Annotated in this window: 15 protein-coding genes and 1 tRNA gene; 1 reads left to right on the top strand and 15 read right to left on the bottom strand. The window is 47.0% G+C overall.

Annotated elements, in window-relative coordinates; translation table 11 throughout:
• Position 1: 1 nt before the first annotated feature.
• The 15 genes from FTU67_RS03580 to hrpA form a co-directional block, all read right to left on the bottom strand.
• On the bottom strand, positions 2-619 hold the full coding sequence (locus FTU67_RS03580) for a DapH/DapD/GlmU-related protein (protein WP_163170229.1): 618 nt from the start codon (positions 617-619) through the stop codon (positions 2-4).
• Positions 612-1,211 carry a YigZ family protein gene (locus FTU67_RS03575; protein ID WP_005178810.1) on the bottom strand — a complete coding sequence of 200 codons (600 nt, stop codon included), beginning with the start codon at positions 1,209-1,211 and terminating at the stop codon, positions 612-614. The genes FTU67_RS03580 and FTU67_RS03575 overlap by 8 nt, the downstream gene beginning before the upstream one ends.
• A gap of 102 nt (positions 1,212-1,313) precedes the next feature.
• The gene (locus FTU67_RS03570) at positions 1,314-2,498 is read right to left on the bottom strand and encodes an HlyD family efflux transporter periplasmic adaptor subunit (RefSeq protein WP_005178811.1); all 1,185 of its coding nucleotides are present in this window, start codon (positions 2,496-2,498) and stop codon (positions 1,314-1,316) included.
• Complete coding sequence (locus FTU67_RS03565; RefSeq protein WP_163145711.1) at positions 2,495-4,633, bottom strand: type I secretion system permease/ATPase; 2,139 nt, start codon at positions 4,631-4,633, stop codon at positions 2,495-2,497. The genes FTU67_RS03570 and FTU67_RS03565 overlap by 4 nt, the downstream gene beginning before the upstream one ends.
• On the bottom strand, positions 4,630-6,171 hold the full coding sequence (locus FTU67_RS03560; RefSeq protein WP_168406176.1) for a TolC family outer membrane protein: 1,542 nt from the start codon (positions 6,169-6,171) through the stop codon (positions 4,630-4,632). The genes FTU67_RS03565 and FTU67_RS03560 overlap by 4 nt, the downstream gene beginning before the upstream one ends.
• 142 nt (positions 6,172-6,313) lie before the next feature.
• Entirely contained in the window at positions 6,314-7,057 is a 744-nt protein-coding gene (gene lptB, locus FTU67_RS03555) for an LPS export ABC transporter ATP-binding protein (protein WP_005178814.1), read from the bottom strand.
• Positions 7,057-7,623, bottom strand: coding sequence for a lipopolysaccharide transport periplasmic protein LptA (gene lptA, locus FTU67_RS03550; RefSeq protein ID WP_045794900.1), 567 nt, complete (start codon positions 7,621-7,623; stop codon positions 7,057-7,059). The genes lptB and lptA overlap by 1 nt, the downstream gene beginning before the upstream one ends.
• A complete protein-coding gene (gene lptC / locus FTU67_RS03545; RefSeq protein WP_016659120.1) occupies positions 7,613-8,155 on the bottom strand; it encodes an LPS export ABC transporter periplasmic protein LptC in 543 nt (180 codons plus the stop codon). The genes lptA and lptC overlap by 11 nt, the downstream gene beginning before the upstream one ends.
• 40 nt (positions 8,156-8,195) lie before the next feature.
• Positions 8,196-8,735 carry an HAD family hydrolase gene (locus FTU67_RS03540; RefSeq protein WP_005178818.1) on the bottom strand — a complete coding sequence of 180 codons (540 nt, stop codon included), beginning with the start codon at positions 8,733-8,735 and terminating at the stop codon, positions 8,196-8,198.
• A gap of 3 nt (positions 8,736-8,738) precedes the next feature.
• Positions 8,739-9,716, bottom strand: coding sequence for an SIS domain-containing protein (locus tag FTU67_RS03535; RefSeq protein ID WP_005178820.1), 978 nt, complete (start codon positions 9,714-9,716; stop codon positions 8,739-8,741).
• Between the two features lie 309 nt (positions 9,717-10,025).
• Positions 10,026-10,101, bottom strand: a tRNA-Gly gene (locus FTU67_RS03530).
• Between the two features lie 65 nt (positions 10,102-10,166).
• Positions 10,167-11,588 (bottom strand): cysteine--tRNA ligase, encoded by a 1,422-nt coding sequence (gene cysS, locus FTU67_RS03525; protein WP_127798772.1) that lies wholly within the window; start codon positions 11,586-11,588, stop codon positions 10,167-10,169.
• Positions 11,589-11,715: 127 nt separating this feature from the next.
• The gene (locus FTU67_RS03520; RefSeq protein WP_180061413.1) at positions 11,716-12,477 is read right to left on the bottom strand and encodes a lysophospholipid acyltransferase family protein; all 762 of its coding nucleotides are present in this window, start codon (positions 12,475-12,477) and stop codon (positions 11,716-11,718) included.
• A 10-nt stretch (positions 12,478-12,487) separates the two neighbouring features.
• A complete protein-coding gene (locus tag FTU67_RS03515) occupies positions 12,488-13,603 on the bottom strand; it encodes a beta-ketoacyl-ACP synthase III (protein ID WP_016659123.1) in 1,116 nt (371 codons plus the stop codon).
• A gap of 30 nt (positions 13,604-13,633) precedes the next feature.
• Positions 13,634-17,551 carry an ATP-dependent RNA helicase HrpA gene (gene hrpA, locus FTU67_RS03510; protein ID WP_180061412.1) on the bottom strand — a complete coding sequence of 1,306 codons (3,918 nt, stop codon included), beginning with the start codon at positions 17,549-17,551 and terminating at the stop codon, positions 13,634-13,636.
• A gap of 467 nt (positions 17,552-18,018) precedes the next feature.
• On the opposite strand from hrpA, the gene ahpC reads away from it, so the two are divergent.
• Positions 18,019-18,582, top strand: a complete 564-nt coding sequence (gene ahpC / locus FTU67_RS03505; protein ID WP_005178834.1) for an alkyl hydroperoxide reductase subunit C — start codon at positions 18,019-18,021, stop codon at positions 18,580-18,582.
• Positions 18,583-18,614 lie beyond the last annotated feature (32 nt).

Genomic DNA, 18,614 nt, shown 5'->3' with positions numbered 1-18,614 from the left:
ATTAATCACGATAACGAATCAAACGTGCCGGATTCCCCGCGACAATGGCCTGGCTTTCAATATCTTTGGTGACCATACTGTGCATGCCGACAACCGCATGGGCGCCAATTTTAATACCATCCTTAACGCCGACATGAGCACCCAGCCAGACATCGCGTTCAATTTCGATGCCCTGCGAACGCACCGGCTGCTGGTAAATCGGCTGAGCCAAATCCATGCCATGATCAAAGGCATATAAATGGCAATAGGCGGCAATACGCACCTGATCGTGAATCTTAATGCCGACCCGACCACCATCTAGAATACTATGATGATTAATCGCCACTTCACTGCCAATATGCAGCGGACCATGCAAGGTACAATCTGCAGCAATAAAAGTATTATCCCCGATGCTAATTTTACGTCCCGGTTCGGCAAAAATATGCGCCAGCGGTGAAATAAAGCAGTTCTCGCCAATTTCTACCGTTTCCATCTCCATCAAATAGGCCTGATAGTCTTTTTGCCAGGCTTCGGCCCAAACCCGGTTTTTCGGTTTCAGCGACCAGTACAGCCATGGCATATAATTCAGCCGATGTTTATGCTGTTCCCGATATTTCAGCAAAGGATCATGTTCAGTCATCTGCTGGCTCCTCCATGACTTTGAGCTGTTCCCGGCCGCGGGTAACGTCCTGAATTTTTAAGGCCAAAGGCTCAATCTGATGCACCTGTAATAAGGCATTGACCTGCACGCCATCTGCCCCGTACTGTTCCTGAAACTCGATATTCTGGCTATTCAGTTCATATTGAAAAATGGCCCATTCATTAAACTGGCACTGAAACTCGACTTTTTTCTTTTCAATCAGTTCAATTTTTTCTGCCAGCAGCAGGCATTGCCCGGCACAACCGCCATAGGCACGCACTAGGCCACCGGTGCCAAGTTTAATCCCGCCATACCAGCGATTGACCAGCACCAGCACATTGGTCAGCTCATTGCCCTCAATGGTAGCCAGAATAGGTCGGCCGGCAGTGCCAGAAGGTTCACCATCATCATTAAAACGCACCTGATGGCCAATTTTCCATGCCCAGCATTGATGGGTAGTGGTCAGGTCTTTGTTGGCTTCCAGAAAATCTTTAACCGCCTGTTCGTTTTCTACCGGTACGGCAATGGCCTCAAAACGGCTCTTTTTAATATCTTCTTCAAAGCGAACAAGGGAGGCAATGGTAAATGGCATAACACAGCTAAAATGCAATAATCTCTGAAATTATAACGTGTTTTCAGGCAAATTTTGGCAATAAAAAACCTCCCAAACTGGGAGGTTATGTTGAGTTGACGATTAACGCTCGCGTAATGCTTCCTGGGCCTTGTTAAACGGTTTAATCAGATAATCCAGTACGGTTTTAGAACCAGTTTTAATATCAACCGTGGCCACCATTCCGGGGGTAATACTGAACTGCTGGCCAGATTTATTGGTCAGTTTATCGGTATCAGTCCGGATATAGACCCGATAATAAAACTGGTCCTGCTTGACTTCATCACGGATGGTATCCGGTGAAATCACCGTGACCTTACCCTTTAAACCGCCATAAATCGAATAATCATAGGCGGTAATTTTGACCAGTGCTTCCTGGTCTGGGCGAATAAATGCAATATCTCGCGGCGAGATCCGCGCTTCAATTAACAGCTGTTCATCTAAAGGCACAATGGTCATTAACTTGCCATTTTGCGGTACGACCCCTCCAATGGTCATCACATCAATTTCCTTGACCACACCCCGTACCGGCGACTTGAATACTGTGCGGTTCAAAGTGTCGGACTTGCCACGTACCACCTGTTGCTGGGTCTGTACATCGGTACTGGACTTGGACAGCTCTTCACGCGCTTTGACATAATACTGGTTACGAATATCATTCATCTGGTTACGCAGGTCATTGGCCTCGCGTTTCAGACGCAGCACTTCCACCTCACTGGCCGCACCTTTGGCCACCAAGGGTTCAGTCATACGCAATTCCTGCTCGACCAGCACCAGAGCCTGCCGTAAACCGGCCAGCGATTCTTCTAAGTTGGCCCGGCGCGAATTGTATAAAGCAGTTTCCTGCTGTACCAGTTTTGGCTCTTTCAGCACTTCTTCAGGAAAAACCAGAGGCGTGCCATTTACTTCAGCGCGTAACCGGGCCGAAGTGGCCAAGGAAGATACCAGTAAAGATTCCGATTCACCCACATTAGAAGCAAACCGGGTCGGGTCCAGCTGGGCCAGCACCTGACCCCGATTGACAATTTCCCCTTCACGGACATTCAAGGTGGTGAGAATCCCGCCTTCTAAAGACTGTACCACCTGCTCTTTCGAAGATGGCACCACTTTACCAGTGCCGGTGGATACTTCTTCCAGCTTGAACAGCCAGGCCCAGAGTAGCAAAACTGCCAGTCCAATACAGATAATCCAGATAAACAGACTGGCTTTAGGTAAAGGTGGCTCCAGCTCGGTCACCTGCATTGAACGTTTGCTTAATTGTTCACTCATGACTTCGCTCCTGCCATCTGACGTGGTTGAGATGCAGACTGATTAAGAATCTGATCTCGTGGCCCGTCCATCACAATTTTTCCATCATTGACCACAATAATCCGGTCCACCAGCTCTAACACTGCACGGCGATGGGTGGCCACCACCAAAGTCCGGTGCCCAAGCCACATTTTCAAATGATCAATCAGCTGTTTCTCGGAGACATCATCAATTGCAGCCGTCGGTTCATCCAGCAATAAAATATTCGGCTGACGTAGCAGCAAACGTGCCAGCAGCAAGGCCTGTTTCTGGCCGCCAGAGAACCCCACACCACCTTCCAGAATCAGATGGTCCAGCCCTTCTTTCTTTTCCTGCACAAAGGCCAGCGCACCGGTAATTCGAAGTGCCTGTAAAATATCGTCATCATTGGCCAATGGTGCACCCAAAGTCAGGTTTTCCCGTACCGTGCCAAAAAACAGATGTGCATTCTGATTCAATAGCCCCATATCACGGCGTACATCAGCAGGATCAATCAGGCCCAACTCTACGCCATCGAGTTTAATTTTGCCCTGATTCGGGGTTTGCATGCCGGAAAAAAGCTGCAACAAGGTAGATTTCCCGGCACCATTACGACCCAGAATGGCAATTTTTTCACCAGCTTTAATTTCGAGCTTGGGCACCATCAAGGTCGGTTTAGGATCATCTTCGCCATATTTAAAGCTGACCCCGCTTAATTCATAATGACCATTTAACACCGGACGATGAATTAAGTGGCTATGTTCCGGCTGATCAACCGGTTTTTTCATTAATTCATCCAGTCCCTGTTTCGCCACTTTGGCCTGTTGCAAACGGCCCAGCACGCCGGCAATCTGTGAAATTGGTGCCAGCATCCGTGAAGATAAAATTGAACAAGCCACCAGAGCACCGGTGGTCATTTCTCCATCCATCACGGCAAAACAGCCGACCAGCACCACAATTGCAAAGGTCAGCCCCTGAATTTTCTGGGTCCAGGCCGTCATCACCCCAACAATTTTACGCTGACGCATAGCAATATCGGCGGAGACTTCATTCATATGATTCCACTGGTTCTGGAAGCGGGCTTCGGCGCGTAATAACTTGATGTCTTCAATGCCCTGTACCGATTCCACCAGCATGGCATTGCGGATTGCTCCTTCACGCATCCCCTCATTAGCCAGTTTAGCCAGAGGCTTTTGCGCCAGAATACCGGGAATAATCATGAGCGGTACCACAATCAGCATCACCCAGAACAGGTTCCCGCCAATCACCCAGAACACGCCCAGGAACAGCAGGAAGAAAGGCAAATCAGCGATTGCAGAAATGGTGGTCGACGTCACCAGTTCACGCACCCCTTCCAGTTCACGAATTTGTGAAATAAAGGTCCCGGTCGATTTAGAGCGTTCACTGTTTTTAATCCGTAGCGCATGTCCATATACCCGATCTGAAATACGCAGATCAGCGCGCTTGCCGATAATATCGGAGAGGTAAATCCGTGCGACCCTTAAACTAAACTCGAAAATGGCCGCAATCAGCACCCCACCTGCCAACACCCACAAAGTGGGAACCGATTGTGCCGGAATTACCCGGTCATAGACATTCATCGAAAACAGGATGGTGGCCAGCGCCAGAATATTGGCCATCAGGGAGGCAAACATTACATCGATATAACGTTTCCAGTCCCGCAGCACAATTGACCAGAACCAGTTGTCTTCATAGGGTTTGACATATTCATCTACCCGCGCATCGGGAACCGATTTTTCCGGACGCAGGATATAGACATGCCGCACATGCTCAGCCAAGGTGTCGCTGGCCAGCATTTGTGACAAACCCTGATCACCACTGAACTGAATACTCAGGTTACCCTCAGCATCGACCTTGTCAATTACGCCCACCTGACCATCCTGGAATTCAACCAGTACCGGCAAACGCCAGGGATTGATCACTTCGGCGCTAAAGTCGGTTTTGCGCAGACTTAGGCCCACCTGACGGGCAATCAGATTTAAAATATCATCAATATTCTGGTTCGGATTCCAGTCCAACTGCAAGCGGATACGTTCTGCGGATGGTTCAATCCGGTAATGCTTGGCAATGCTCAGCACTGCTTGAAGCCACGGTTGATAATTTATTTTAGTACTCATGGCTGAACTTCAAGCCCCTGAATGGATATATGGTTTAAATCATAAATATCGCGTGTCCGTCCGGTAATGGAGATATAGCGCGCAATGGCGGCATAAATATCAAAACGCGTATTTTCAATTTCCTGGGCGGCACTATGAATTGCCTGTTCGGCATTCAGTAAATCGACAGCTGAGCGCGTGCCTAATTTATATTGTTCCTGATACAGCTCTTTGGTCTGGATGGTGGTGGCCTGACGCTTGACCAGAATATTCATCTGGCGCTGCTTGTTCTGGATTTCTTCACGCAGCATGCGGGTTTCATCCAGCACCTCTAGATACACACTATTGACCCGTGCCTTGGCCGCTTCTTCTGCATAACTGGCCGCCCGGGTTTGTGACGCAATTGCGCCGCCCTGATAAAAGTTGCTATTGGCTTCCAGCATGATCGAATTATAGAGGCCATCATCTTCATTGTTATTTGGATTACGACCATTGATGGCCTGACTTATAGAACCTTTCACATTTAAAGTAGGATAAGCACTTAAACGTGATTGCTGCTTGCGTAATTTGGCCACTTCAACTTCAGCCTGAGCAGCGATTAGTCCGGGAATCTGCTGAAAAACCGGCTCTGAATATAATTGCGCCTCTTTCACCAGCCGCTCTGGAATCTGCCAGTTACGCTGATGAACCTCAAACCCGACCAAGGTGCGCAGCTTTTGCTGAAATTGGCGCAGCTGGGTTTGCTGCACAATTAAATTGGCTTCCGCAGCTTCCAGATTGGAACGGGCCTGAATCGGGTCGGCCTGGGTACTAATCCCGGCCTCGGCACGTAAATTGGTGATTTCCGCAATGCGGGCAATCCCCTGAATCTGCTCTTCAGCAATACGGGTAATTTCCTGATAGCGTTTGATATTAATCATGGCATTGGCAGTCTGGTAAGCAATATCATCAATACTGACCAGCACATTGGCCTGCTCTGCGGCCAAACGGGCCTGTTCCAAGTTGACACTGCTTTTGACCTTGCCAAAATCATAAAGCATTTGCGTGGCATTCAGGCTCAGCAGCTGACGGCCGCGCTCGCCTTTGGTCAGGTCTGCTGTGGAAATACCACCAGATAATTGCGGATAATAACCGGACTTCGCCACATCAATACTGGCATTCTGGGCTGCCAAAGTGGAAATGGCCTGGGAAATTTCAGGATGACGCTGAACAGCGGTCCGAATGGTGTCATTAAAACTTAAAGGCTGTTGCACAGAGGATCGGGCTGATGCCGCTGTTTCTGAAACAGATGATGCTGGTACTGCCCGGGGCATTTCCTGAATATTTTGTGTATCGAGCTGAAACTGGCTCAGTTCACTAATACGGACACGAGTAAAATTCTGGTCAGATTGCGGGGTAAATAAACGTGCCACGCTCTGTTGAAGTGTTTGCCGTTCTGAAGTCGTCGTTTCAGCATAAAGCGACTGGCTCAGCAGTCCACTCAGCAATAAAGCCTGCCACAGTAGCGTCTGCCTGAATAATTTATTTTTATGAACTGTTAAGCTCTTGCAACCCATCATTGTCGTCATTCAAACTAATATTTTGAAATATTTTTAAAATTGTAAATGTTTTTAAGCTAGTTTTTTATACTTTTGTTAATTATAAAACGCTTTCAGGATAAAACACATACAACAAATAACAATTATATGTGTTTTTCACCAACTACACCTTAAAATCTTCGCCCAAGTAGACCTGTTTCACAGTTTCATTTTCCAGAATTTCCTGTGGGGTTCCTTCGGCAATCACTGCACCTTCACTGACAATATAAGCACGCTCACAAATTGCCAATGTTTCGCGCACGTTATGATCGGTAATTAATACACCAATTCCGCGATCTTTAAGGGTGCTAATAATATCTTTAATATCCCCGACAGAAATCGGGTCCACCCCGGCAAAAGGTTCATCCAGCAACATAAATTTCGGATCGGCAGCCAGAGCACGGGCAATTTCCGCACGACGTCGCTCACCACCGGAGACACTCATGCCCAGTGAATCTTTAATATGGGTAATTTTAAAATCAGCCAGCAGTTCGGTTAAACGCTGCTGACGCTGCTGCTTGTTTAAGTCTTTACGGGTTTCCAGAATCGACATGATATTTTCAGCAATGGTCAGTTTTCTGAAAATTGACGCCTCTTGTGGCAGGTAACCAATGCCTTTGCGCGCACGTTCATGCATGGCCAGGTCAGATAAATCCAGTTCATCCAGATGAATTTCCCCCTTGTCCATACGTACCAAGCCAACCACCATATAGAAGCTGGTGGTTTTACCAGCACCATTTGGGCCAAGCAGTCCAACAATCTGGCCACTTTGCATACAGAAAGAAACATCTTTCACCACCCAGCGCTTACTGTAGTTTTTGGCCAGGTGTTTGATTGTCAGAGTTTGTGGCTGTACGACCTGATCCATTAATCGCGTGCTCCCGGGAATGATTTTGAACTGGATGGTGGAATCACAATCTGTACGCGACCTGAAGATGATCCGGTGTTGTTTGGCGTACCAATGGCTTCAATATCGCCTTTGTTCATACTATAACGCAAGGTATTGCCGCGAATGCTGGCCCCATCCTGCTGTAAAAATGCCCCGCCCGACAAGGTAATAATACCGGTTTCCGCATTGTAGACAATTTTCTGCGCCTGACCTTTGGCCAGACCTTTATTCGGGTCAGTCTTTTGCTGGAACTGTGCCGGACTGCCGTTGGCGGTAATGGTGCTGATTTCTTTTTTACTGTTCAGATTGGCCACAATTGAATTGGCCTGCAAGCGCATTGTGCCCTGCTCGATAATCACATTACCGGTATAGGTGGTAATGCCGGTACGCTCATTAAATGTCGCACGGTCGGCCACCAGGGTAATTGGCTGGTTCCGGTCTGAAGGCAAGGCCCAAGCTGTAGCTGAGGACAATACTGCCAAACCTACAAGCGCGGCTTTCTGCAGGAAAGTACGAGGTGTTGCAAGCTTCGGATTAACGTTCATATGTTCCTCGAATATTAAAAAATTCGTATTGACCATCATTCAAATTGGCTTTCAGTCCTTGGCTTACAAATTCAGCTTGTGGAGACTGCACCATCACCTGTTTATCGGTTTCAATTTCCCGACTGTCCGGATAGCCCGTCAATTCTGTCGTCTGCAGTTCTAATTGACCTTGCGCTAAAATTTTGGTGGCACGTACCTGGTCAGATAACACCACTTTTTCATTGTCATTATAGCCATGCGCCTGCTTGGCATAAAAAGTGGCATCCACTTTCCCGTCTTTATACATGGACGCATTCAGGTTCTGTAATTGAGAGGTCTGCTTTTGCATATCCTGCTCTAAACGGTCAACCTGAGCGCGAACATATAAATTCCCCTGTTCATCGGTTTGAGTCAGGTTAATCTGCTCCGCCGTATAGGTCATACTTCTGGAACCCTCGGTATCCAGTTTATTGCCTTTACCGCTGTAATAGTAATAACCACCACTTACAGCTGCAATTGCAATCGCAGTAATATATAAAACTCGGGTATCCATAAGTGGGGTTTTAACTCAACTCAATCAGAGGAATATCTTATTAATGAGGGATCGCGGTATACTTTTCAAGTAACTGTTCGTATACGCCTTTTGACATTAGGATCATATCGCAGATTTCACGTACCGCACCGCGGCCACCCTGCGCCTGAGTCACCAGATCAGCACGACGACGCACTTCAACATGACCATTCGGCACCGTGACTTTCATCCCGGCAATGGCAAAGGCAGATAAATCTGGCCAGTCATCGCCCATATACAGACAGTCTTCTGGTGCCAGATTCAGCTGGGCACAGGCTTCACGTAAAGCTACGCCTTTATCTTCACGGCCCTGATAAATCAGGTCCACACCCAAGGCATTCATACGTTTTTCAACAATATGGCTGGTACGCCCGGTAATGATGATGACTTTCACCCCGGCCTGCTGCACCAGTTTCATGCCCAGACCATCACGAATATCAAAGTTTTTAATTTCATCACCGCTATTGGTTAAGGTAACAAAGCCATCACTTAAAATACCATCGACATCTAAAACCAAAGCCTCAACGTGACGTGCCTGTTCCAATAAAATATACGATGCCATTTTTTAATTTACCCCGGCCTGAATCAGGTCATGCATACTGATCACACCAATCACCTGATGTGCATCATTGACCACTACAAATTGATTAATTTTTTTATCGCGTAACTGTGCCAGTGCTTCAACCGCACGGGCTTCCTGAGAAATGGTCGCAGGCTGCTTGATCATGACTTCAGCCACCGGCAGATGAATATCAAAGCCCTGCTGTTTGTCGATTAAACGGCGCAAATCACCATCAGTGAAAATTCCTAATAAGGTGTCCTGTTCATCCACCACCGTGGTCAGCCCCAAACGCTTGTCGGAAATTTCATACAGCACTTTGTTCATTGGGGTTTCTGGCGCGACTTTTGGCAGCTCGGCGCCGGTATGCATTAAGTGTTTGACATGCAACAGCAAGCGTTTACCCAAAGCACCCGCAGGATGGGAACGGGCGAAATCATCTGCGGTAAACCCACGCGCATCAAGTAAGGCCACAGCCAGTGCATCCCCTAAGGCCAATGTTGCGGTGGTGCTCGAGGTCGGTGCCAGACCCAGTGGGCAGGCTTCCTGAATGTTCCCTAAAGTTAAAGCCACATCGGCATTTTGTGGCATTGGGCCGCTGTCATCTCCGCTGATGGTAATTAACGGCACTTGCAGATGTTTGATGAGCGGCATCAGCATCATGATTTCATCACTTTTGCCAGAATTGGAGATGGCAATCAGCACATCACCCCGTACCAGCATGCCTAAATCGCCATGTCCTGCTTCGCCCGGATGCATAAAGAATGAAGGTGTACCGGTCGAGGCAAAAGTCGCCGCCATTTTACGGCCAATATGCCCGGATTTCCCCATACCGGTGATCACCACACGGCCTTTACATTGCAAAATAATTTCGCAGGCGCGGCTAAAGCGCTCGTCAATTTGTGTGGCCAGTGTTTGCAGAGCTTGTTCTTCTATACGCAAGGTACTGAGCGCCACACCTTGAAAATCAATCGGGTTTGACATGTTTTCAGAATTCAAATTTTTAACCTTCGTTCAGGGCTGAACGGTCTTCATTCAAGCAGAAATTAATTTTCGCAATTTTAGCATATCTATGCAAATGTCACGTTTTTAAATGTATAAGATTTCACACGATTTCTTCATGATTCCGCCTGTTGTTGATAAACCACAGCACAGGAAGATGGTGAACATGAGTCTCATTTTTTAGCTCAGGCAGTTAAGCTAAGTTTGAGTGTAGATAATGGATAATGTTTCATATCTGGATAAAAACGCATAAAAAAAGCCTCAATCATTTGACTGAGGCTTTTAAAATTTTGGAGCGGGAAACGAGACTCGAACTCGCGACCCCAACCTTGGCAAGGTTGTGCTCTACCAACTGAGCTATTCCCGCAATATGGAAGTGCATTATAGAGAGTTTCATACAACTGTCAACTCTTTATGCTTCCAAGTGGTGATTTAATCAGCACGACGCCAAACGGTACCCTGACGGGTATCTTCCAGCACCACGCCCTGATCGAGCAAAGACTGACGGATTTCATCGGCACGGGCAAAGTTTTTGTCTTTTTTGGCATCTTTACGCTGTTGAATCAGATCTTCAATCTGTTCTTCAGATAAACCAAGTGCATCCTGGCCAATGTCTGACTTCAGGAATTCATCGACATTGTGCTGTACCAAACCAAGAATATTGGTCAGATGACGCAAGGTAGCATAGAAGATTGCTGCCTGTTCGGCATTTTCTTCTTTCACCGCGCGGTTCAGTTCTTTATTGACTTCAAACAGCACTGCAATCGCTTCCGCGGTATTAAAATCATCCCGCATTGCGGTATTAAAACGTTCGACCAATGTGTCATCTAGCGTTTCTAACAGCTTGTCGCCATACACGGCCTGATAGGCTTTAAATGAATGATAGAAACGGGACAGCGCCGTCTTGGCTTCTTTTAGTGCTACATCCGAGAAGTTCACCGGACTACGATAGTGTGAAGACACGATGAAATAACGGATCACTTCCGGATGGAATTTCTCCATCACATCCCGAATGGTGAAGAAGTTGCCGAGCGATTTTGACATTTTCTCGCCATCGACATTAATAAAGCCCACATGCATCCAGTAATTAACATACTGCTCACCGGTAGAGGCTTCAGACTGGGCAATTTCATTTTCATGATGCGGGAACATCAGGTCTGAACCACCACCATGAATATCAAAATGATTGCCCAGGCAGCAGGTCGACATCGCCGAACATTCAATATGCCAGCCCGGACGACCTTTGCCCCACGGTGATGGCCAGGCCGGTTCATTTTCTTTGGCATGTTTCCAGAGCACAAAGTCAAATGGATGTTTTTTCTCCACTTCGACATCGACACGCTCTGAAGCACCAGCCTGCATATCTTCCAGTTTACGACCAGACAAACGGCCATATTTTGCAAATTTTTCAACCTGGAAATAAACATCACCATTTGAAGCCGGATAAGCGGTGCCCTTGTCAACCAGATTGCCGATCATATTTTGCATCTGGTCGATATAGTCAGTGGCACGCGGTGCTTCATCCGGAGCCAGACAGCCGAGGTTTTCTGCATCTTCATTCATGGCCTGAATAAAGCGGTCGGTTAAAGCGGTAATACTCTCGCCATTTTCATTGGCACGTTTGATAATTTTGTCGTCAATATCGGTGATATTGCGTACATATTTGACTTTCCAGCCCTGACTCCGCAAGAAACGGATGATGTAGTCAAATGCAACCATGACACGCGCGTGACCAATATGACAGTAGTCATACACGGTCATACCGCAGACATACATGTCGATCTGTCCATCGACGCGTGGCACGAATTCTACTTTTTTGCGCTGCTCTGAGTTATAGAGAACAAATGGTTGCATAGCTGTTCAAAAGACTTCAAATAAAAGGATGGTTCATCTTAACCTAAGCATTATTTTTCATAAAGTTTTCTCGTTATTTTTATCAAAAATCACTTATGCGGGCTTAAACTCAGGCACAACCCGGCTATTATGAGGATGAGTGCCCAGTTGAACGGGCTTTTAGCTGCGCTAAGCTCTGGTAAATTTGCTGAGCGATTTCCTCTCGCAGCATGGTCAAATCTTCAGAACCTAATCTCTGCCCGACCTCTACCGGTGGCAAAAACTGAAAATAAAAAGGTACCCGCTTGGGAATCAGGTGTTTCGGTAATGATGGAATCACATCGCCATGACGTAATAATTTATCCAGTTGAGGGACTTTGAGCAGTTTCTGAAACAGACGATGCTGCACCACGGTTCTGGCATCAAAACCAAACTCGAAAATATCATCAGGGCCAAAGGCAGCAAAAGGAATAATGTCGTACTGAAATTCCTGTGCCAACTGTAAAAAGCCGTAGCGCTGTTTCCAGATCAATTGATACTGCTCACCCGGATGTTTCAGCACTTCACGTCCGCCACCCGGAAAGACCAGAATCGAATAGCCCTGCTGCATCAAGGCACGCACATATTCACGCTGGCCATCGACTGCGCCGAACTTTTTGACAATATCGCGCCAGATTGGCAAATAAAAATGGCTGTGGTCGGCAATACTAACCACAGCCACCTGATGTTCATTGAACAGATAATCAATAATAACGGGGGCATCAAAAATCCCGTAAAGGGAATGATTGCCCACATACATGGCAGGTCGGGATGCATCAATATATTCACTGCCTAAAAAGGTCGGCGTGAAATAGCGTTTAGATAAGGCGCTCAGCGTCTTGATCCATTTTGCATCATGCTGGACCTGCAATCTCTGCCCCTTAAACCACGTGTTTTTGTACCAGGATACAGCCCACCGAGTAGCCGGCACCAAATGAACATAACACGCCATATTCGCCATCATTCACTTCATGCGCAGTACGATGCAAGGCAATGATGACCCCGGCAGATGAAGTATTGGCAAACTCATCAAGAATAATTGGCACCAACGCCGGATCTGCTTCCGCAGCCGCTTTACCAACCACCAGTTTCAGAATCAGTTCGTTCATGCTGGCATTGGCCTGATGCAACCAGAAACGTTTTACATCGGCTGGTGCAATCGCATTTTTCTCCAGCTGCGCGGTAATCATTTTCGCAACCAGTGGACACACTTCTTTAAAGACTTTACGGCCGTCCTGACGGAAACGCTTGTCATCAATATCGGCATTTTCAGACAGATTCAGGAAACCGAAGTTGTTACGGATGTTGTTCGAGAACTGGGTAAATAACTGAGTGTCCACAATTTCAAAACCGGTTTTGCTGTCGGTGTCTTCAATAATTGACGCAGTGGCAACATCGCCAAAAATAAAGTGGCTGTCACGCGAACGGAAATCATTGTGTGCCGATGTAATTTCGACATTCACCAGCAAGACACGGCGCGCACCGCTTTTAATGGCATCATACGCCTGTTTTAAACCAAAGGTTGCTGCTGAACAGGCCACGTTCATGTCATAGGCATAGCCCTGAATCCCGAGTGCAGTCTGAATTTCAATGGCCACCGCCGGATAGGCACGCTGCATATTCGAGCAGGCCAGAATCACCACATCAATGTCTTCAGCCGTGACACCGGCATTTTCCATTGCCTGTTTGGCTGCAATTACGCCCCACTCGGCCTGAAGCGAGATTTCATCATCAGCGCGTTCTTTTAAATGTGGACGTAAACGGTTTGGATCAAGCAGACCGGTTTTCTCTGACACGTAGCGACGTTTCACGCCAGAGGCTTTTTCAATAAATTCTGCACTTGAGCCACGGCGTGCTTCTAACTCGCCCGCTGCAATTTTGTCAGCATTGGCCGAGTTATACTGTTCCACATAAGCATTTAAACTTTCAACTAACTCTTCATTGGTAATGACATCTTCAGGATGGAATAAGCCCGTACCGGTAATGCGAATGCCCATGTAAAACTCCTTTTTGAAATTCTCTCTATCTTAACCGATTCCCAGCTTTTCCCATACTTTTTGTAGCCGGTTTGGCGAAATTGGCATCTTGGTCTTCATTGGCTGCGAGAATAACGAGATGCGCAATTCTTCCACCATAAAGTACAATTCTTTCAAGCGGCTGTCATTTTTAAACTTGAACAGTTTGTCCATCCACGGGTCAATCTGCACAATGGCGGCATCATCACGTTGCAGGTTATTCGGCAAACGTTCCAAACGCAGCACCAGCGCTTTCAGATAACGTGGATATTCGCTCCAGACGTCTGCTGGCTTGTTATACACGAAATCGGCCAGGTTCATGAGGTCCAGCTGATCTTCAATATCATCCATATTTTTGGCAAAGACCGACTCATCCAGCATCAGCAGTTTACGGCGGATATCCTGCCATTGAATATAAATCTCATTAAAGCTGAACAGCGCTTTCTGTCCATGACTGAGGAATGATTTTTTTACCTCAAGTAGCAGCGTTTGGAACTGTTCAGCGTTGACTGGCAAGTCATCAATTGACATCTGCAAGGTGGCATAGACCAGCATCTGTTCCAGCTGTGCTTTATCGCCCAACGGAGAATAAGCCAGCGCCAGCGGTTTAGAAATCTGTTTTTTCAGCTGGCGGATTAAATCACCCAGCTGCATATGAATCAGGCGAATCACCCCGGCCCGATGCTGTTTAATTGCCTCTGCCTGATCATTAAAGGTTTGAATCACCACACCCGATTCATCTTTCTGTTCCAGCGCAGCAAAGTCTTTGGTCGGTACCAGCGCCTGATACTGCTTGACCACCACACCAGTGACTTTTTGCGAGGCTTCAAACACAAAGTTGTCCGGGAAGGTTTTAAATTCACCTTTCAGCTGTTTCACCGGACTATGGGTTTCGGTACGGCAGCGGGCTTTCAGCTCGCTCAGGTCACGTCCCTGTTCGATGACTCGGCCTTTTTCATCAATCACTTTAATAAACGGCAGCAAATACTGATCGACCCGTTCAAAGCTAAAGTCTTTTTCAGTGATCTGATCGCCGCGCAGCTGAAAAGCCAGGAAGCTGAAAATATGCTCACGCAGATGCGTCGCATCAATTCGTGCAGTCAGTTTGCGCGCGGTATCCGGAATTGGCACCAGGTTACGGCGTTTATCTTTCGGCAAGGCTTTCAGTAGCGCTTCAATCAGCTCTTCACGCCAGCCCGGAATCCCCCATGACCAGATATTTTCATCGACCTGTGGCAGGGCCTGAACCGGAATTTTTACCGTTGCGCCATCTTCATCATGGCTCGGATCAAAACGGTAGCTGACCGCCAGACGCAATTCGCCATTACGCAGATAATCCGGGAATTGCTGCGTGGTCGGGCGATCATTCAGCCACAAGGCATCATCATCAACAAATAAATAACGTGGCTCTTTCGGCTCGACGGTCGCGCGCCAGTCTTCAAAAGAACGGCGGCTGGCCACATCTGTCGGCACTTTTGCGGCATAGAACTGATAGATGGTTTCTTCATCTACCACCAGATCGCGGCGGCGCAGCTTGTCTTCGACCCGCTCCACTTCTTCCAGTTTGAGTAAATTATGCTTTAAGAACGGCGGCATAATTCCCAAGTTACCGGTAGTCAAGGCATCGCGCAGGAAAATCTCATGCGCCGCCGGCTGATCGACCTTTTCATAATTCACCTGACGTTTCGGTTCAATGATTAAACCAAACAGTGAAATCTGATCATAGGCATTGACCACTCCGGCTTTTTTCGACCAGTGCGGTTCAAAATAATGATGTTTTAACAGATCACGCGCCGCCAGAAGAATCCACTCCGGCTCAATTTTGGCCAGGGTTCGCAAATACACCTGTGAGGTTTCCACCATCTCAAAGGCCATCACCCACGGGGTATTGGTCTTATGCAAGGTTGAGGCTGGGAAAACCCGCGCTTTTTGCTGACGCACCGCCATAAACACATTACGTTCATCGGTTTTATTGGCAATAAACGATAACAGTCCGGTTAATAAAGCCCGGTGCAGATTTTCATAACTGGCTTTCTTTTCATTGAAAGACAGTTTTAACCCCTGTGCCAGATCGACCAGCTGCTCATGGGTTTTCTTCCATTCACGTAAACGTAACCAGCTCAGGAAATGGTTACGGGCAAAGCTTCGGCGCTTGTTTTCACTCAAGTCACGATTGGCCAGCAAGGCATCCCAGAGTTTGAGATAAAACAGGAAATCGGAATCGGCTTCACGGAACAAGGCATGTTTTTGATCGGCCTGCATCTGTTTGTCGGCCGGGCGTTCCCGTGGGTCCTGCACCGCCAGTGCCGCCACAATTACCAGAATTTCATTTAAGGCACCAAAATGTGCCCCGCCCAGAATCATTCGTGCCAGACGTGGATCAATCGGCATTTTTGCCATTTGCTGGCCAATTTTGGTTAAGGAATCTCCCCTAACCCCTCTTTTAGACAGAGGGAGATTATTATTTTCGTCAGTCGCTTTAGACGGATTCGCTTTCTTCTCCGTCATTGCGCCAAGCTCAATCAAAAGCTTGCGACCATCATTGACCAGTCGATGATCTGGGGGCTCGATAAAATCAAAATCTTCCAGCGAACCGAGGCCCAGACTTTGCATCTGCAAAATCACCGAAGCTAAGTTGGTGCGTTTAATTTCCGGTTCGGTAAATTCCGGACGGCTTAAGAAATCTTCTTCCGAATACAGACGGATACAGACACCCGGTGCAATACGGCCACAACGGCCTTTACGCTGGTTGGCTGCGGCTTGCGAAACTGCTTCAATGGGCAGACGCTGTACACGTGAACGATAGTTATAACGTGAAATCCGGGCAAAACCACTGTCAATCACATAGCGGATATTCGGTACAGTTAACGCCGTTTCCGCGACGTTGGTAGCAATAATAATCCGTCGGCCACCGCCCGATGGATTAAAGATTTTCTGCTGCTCGGCCAGGGCCAGACGTGCATATAGCGGCAACACTTCCGTATGGCGCGGGCCATGCTTGATTAAGGTTTCCTGTAATTCACGAATTTCCTGCTCGGTGCTGGCAAACACCAGAATATCGGCATGTTCAGGATGACCTTTTTCCTGTGCATCGGCAAAGCATTCTTCCACCGCCTGCACCACTGCACGCGGCAGGTTTTCTTCAAAGTCATCAAACTCATCATCATCACTGCCGCCAATGCTCAGTTCGGAAATGGGACGGTAACGTACCTCAACCGGATAGCTGCGCCCTTCGACTTCAAAAATCGGCGCGCCATTAAAGTAATTGCTGAAACGGTTTACGTCCAAGGTCGCTGAGGTAATGATCACTTTGAGATCTTTACGCCGTGGCAACAGCTGCTTTAAATAGCCCATGATAAAGTCAATGTTCAGGGAACGTTCATGCGCTTCATCAATAATAATGGTGTCGTATTTGCTTAAGTAACGGTCATTGGCCAGCTCTGCCAGTAAAATACCATCAGTCATTAAGCGGACAAGCGAATCCTGCGAGCCCTGTTCATTAAAACGGACTTTAAAGGAAATGGATTCACCAAGTTTTTCACCGACTTCTTCGGCAATCCGCTGCGAGACACTGCGCGCGGCCAGACGACGCGGCTGGGTATGACCAATCAGACCGGTTAAACCGCGCCCGGCCAGCATGGCAATTTGCGGCAACTGGGTAGTTTTCCCCGAACCGGTTTCCCCCGCCACAATAATCACCTGATGTTTTTGAATTGCCTCAACCAGCTTGTCGGCGTATTGGGTGACCGGCAAATCCTGATTCAGTTTGATGTTTGGAATACGGCCCAGGCGTTCCCGAACTTTCAGATTGGATTTTTCAAATAGCTCAGAATATTGTTTTTCATTTGCATCTTTTCCTTTACGCAGTCGATTTAAACGATGACGGTCACGCGCCATAACGAGTTGATCTACATTTAAATGACTCTGCACAGAACAAGATTCCTAATTTAAATAAAAAAATATCAATCGGCTATTTTACGCTGTAATGACAGCCAGCGGAAGAATCCGCCCATGAAATGAACGAACAGACCCTCCAACCTGTCTGCTTTTGCAGCGAATCCGCTGTCCGCAAACTGAGTACGGTGGCTTCTAGATTGTGACGATGACGAACATTTCCAAGCAGTCTGCCTAAAAATAAAAAATATTTTTGCTTTACCCTTGAATTTTACCGAGCTTGACATCATGTTTGATGAGGAATGAAAAAGGTGTACTTTTTAATTGTCATGTGGTCATCATATTTTTCGGCTACATAATAATACACACCGCCTGAATATGGCTTAAACAATCATCAATTCGGTTTTTCCGATGGTGGTAATGTAAAAATACCATTTCAGCAATAAAGCAAATTTCTATAATCTAATTGAAATTCAAAACAAACCTCAATCATGGAGACAATGATGAGCTTAATTAATACTGAAGTTAAACCATTTAAAGCAAATGCCTACCACAACGGTCAATTCGTTGAAGTAACTGAAGCTGATCTTAAAGGCAAATGGTCAGTTGTATTCTTCTACCCAGCTGACTTCACTTTCGTTTGCCCAACTGAGCTTGGTGACCTTGCTGACAACTACGCTGAATTCCAAAAATTAGGCGTTGAAATCTATGCAGTTTCTACTGACACTCACTTCACGCACAAAGCTTGGCACGATTCTTCAGAAGAAATCAAAAAAATCCAATACGTAATGGTTGGCGACCCAACTTGGACACTGTCTAAAAACTTCGAAGTATTAATTGAAGCTGACGGTCTTGCTGATCGTGGTACTTTCGTCATCGATCCAGAAGGCAAAATCCAGATCATCGAAATCAACGCGGGTGGTATCGGCCGTGACGCGCAAGAACTTCTTCGCAAAGTAAAAGCTGCTCAATACGTTCACGCTCACCCAGGTGAAGTTTGCCCAGCAAAATGGAAAGAAGGCGACGCAACACTTGCTCCTTCAATCGACCTAGTTGGTAAAATCTAATCTGTATTAGATTAAACTGATTGAAAAAAACC

This window comes from Acinetobacter sp. YH12132 (genome assembly GCF_013418645.1).
Taxonomy (GTDB): domain Bacteria; phylum Pseudomonadota; class Gammaproteobacteria; order Pseudomonadales; family Moraxellaceae; genus Acinetobacter; species Acinetobacter indicus.
This window is presented reverse-complemented; position numbering and strand designations above follow the sequence as displayed.

What these genes read in the sequence shown, in the direction of transcription:
- FTU67_RS03580 (WP_163170229.1), bottom strand. Translation starts at nt 619, where the DNA reads ATGACTGAACATGATCCTTTGCTGAAATATCGGGAACAGCATAAACAT.
- FTU67_RS03575 (WP_005178810.1), bottom strand. Translation starts at nt 1,211, where the DNA reads ATGCCATTTACCATTGCCTCCCTTGTTCGCTTTGAAGAAGATATTAAA.
- FTU67_RS03570 (WP_005178811.1), bottom strand. Translation starts at nt 2,498, where the DNA reads ATGAGTGAACAATTAAGCAAACGTTCAATGCAGGTGACCGAGCTGGAG.
- FTU67_RS03565 (WP_163145711.1), bottom strand. Translation starts at nt 4,633, where the DNA reads ATGAGTACTAAAATAAATTATCAACCGTGGCTTCAAGCAGTGCTGAGC.
- FTU67_RS03560 (WP_168406176.1), bottom strand. Translation starts at nt 6,171, where the DNA reads ATGATGGGTTGCAAGAGCTTAACAGTTCATAAAAATAAATTATTCAGG.
- lptB (WP_005178814.1), bottom strand. Translation starts at nt 7,057, where the DNA reads ATGGATCAGGTCGTACAGCCACAAACTCTGACAATCAAACACCTGGCC.
- lptA (WP_045794900.1), bottom strand. Translation starts at nt 7,623, where the DNA reads ATGAACGTTAATCCGAAGCTTGCAACACCTCGTACTTTCCTGCAGAAA.
- lptC (WP_016659120.1), bottom strand. Translation starts at nt 8,155, where the DNA reads ATGGATACCCGAGTTTTATATATTACTGCGATTGCAATTGCAGCTGTA.
- FTU67_RS03540 (WP_005178818.1), bottom strand. Translation starts at nt 8,735, where the DNA reads ATGGCATCGTATATTTTATTGGAACAGGCACGTCACGTTGAGGCTTTG.
- FTU67_RS03535 (WP_005178820.1), bottom strand. Translation starts at nt 9,716, where the DNA reads ATGTCAAACCCGATTGATTTTCAAGGTGTGGCGCTCAGTACCTTGCGT.
- cysS (WP_127798772.1), bottom strand. Translation starts at nt 11,588, where the DNA reads ATGCAACCATTTGTTCTCTATAACTCAGAGCAGCGCAAAAAAGTAGAA.
- FTU67_RS03515 (WP_016659123.1), bottom strand. Translation starts at nt 13,603, where the DNA reads ATGGGCATTCGCATTACCGGTACGGGCTTATTCCATCCTGAAGATGTC.
- ahpC (WP_005178834.1), top strand. Translation starts at nt 18,019, where the DNA reads ATGAGCTTAATTAATACTGAAGTTAAACCATTTAAAGCAAATGCCTAC.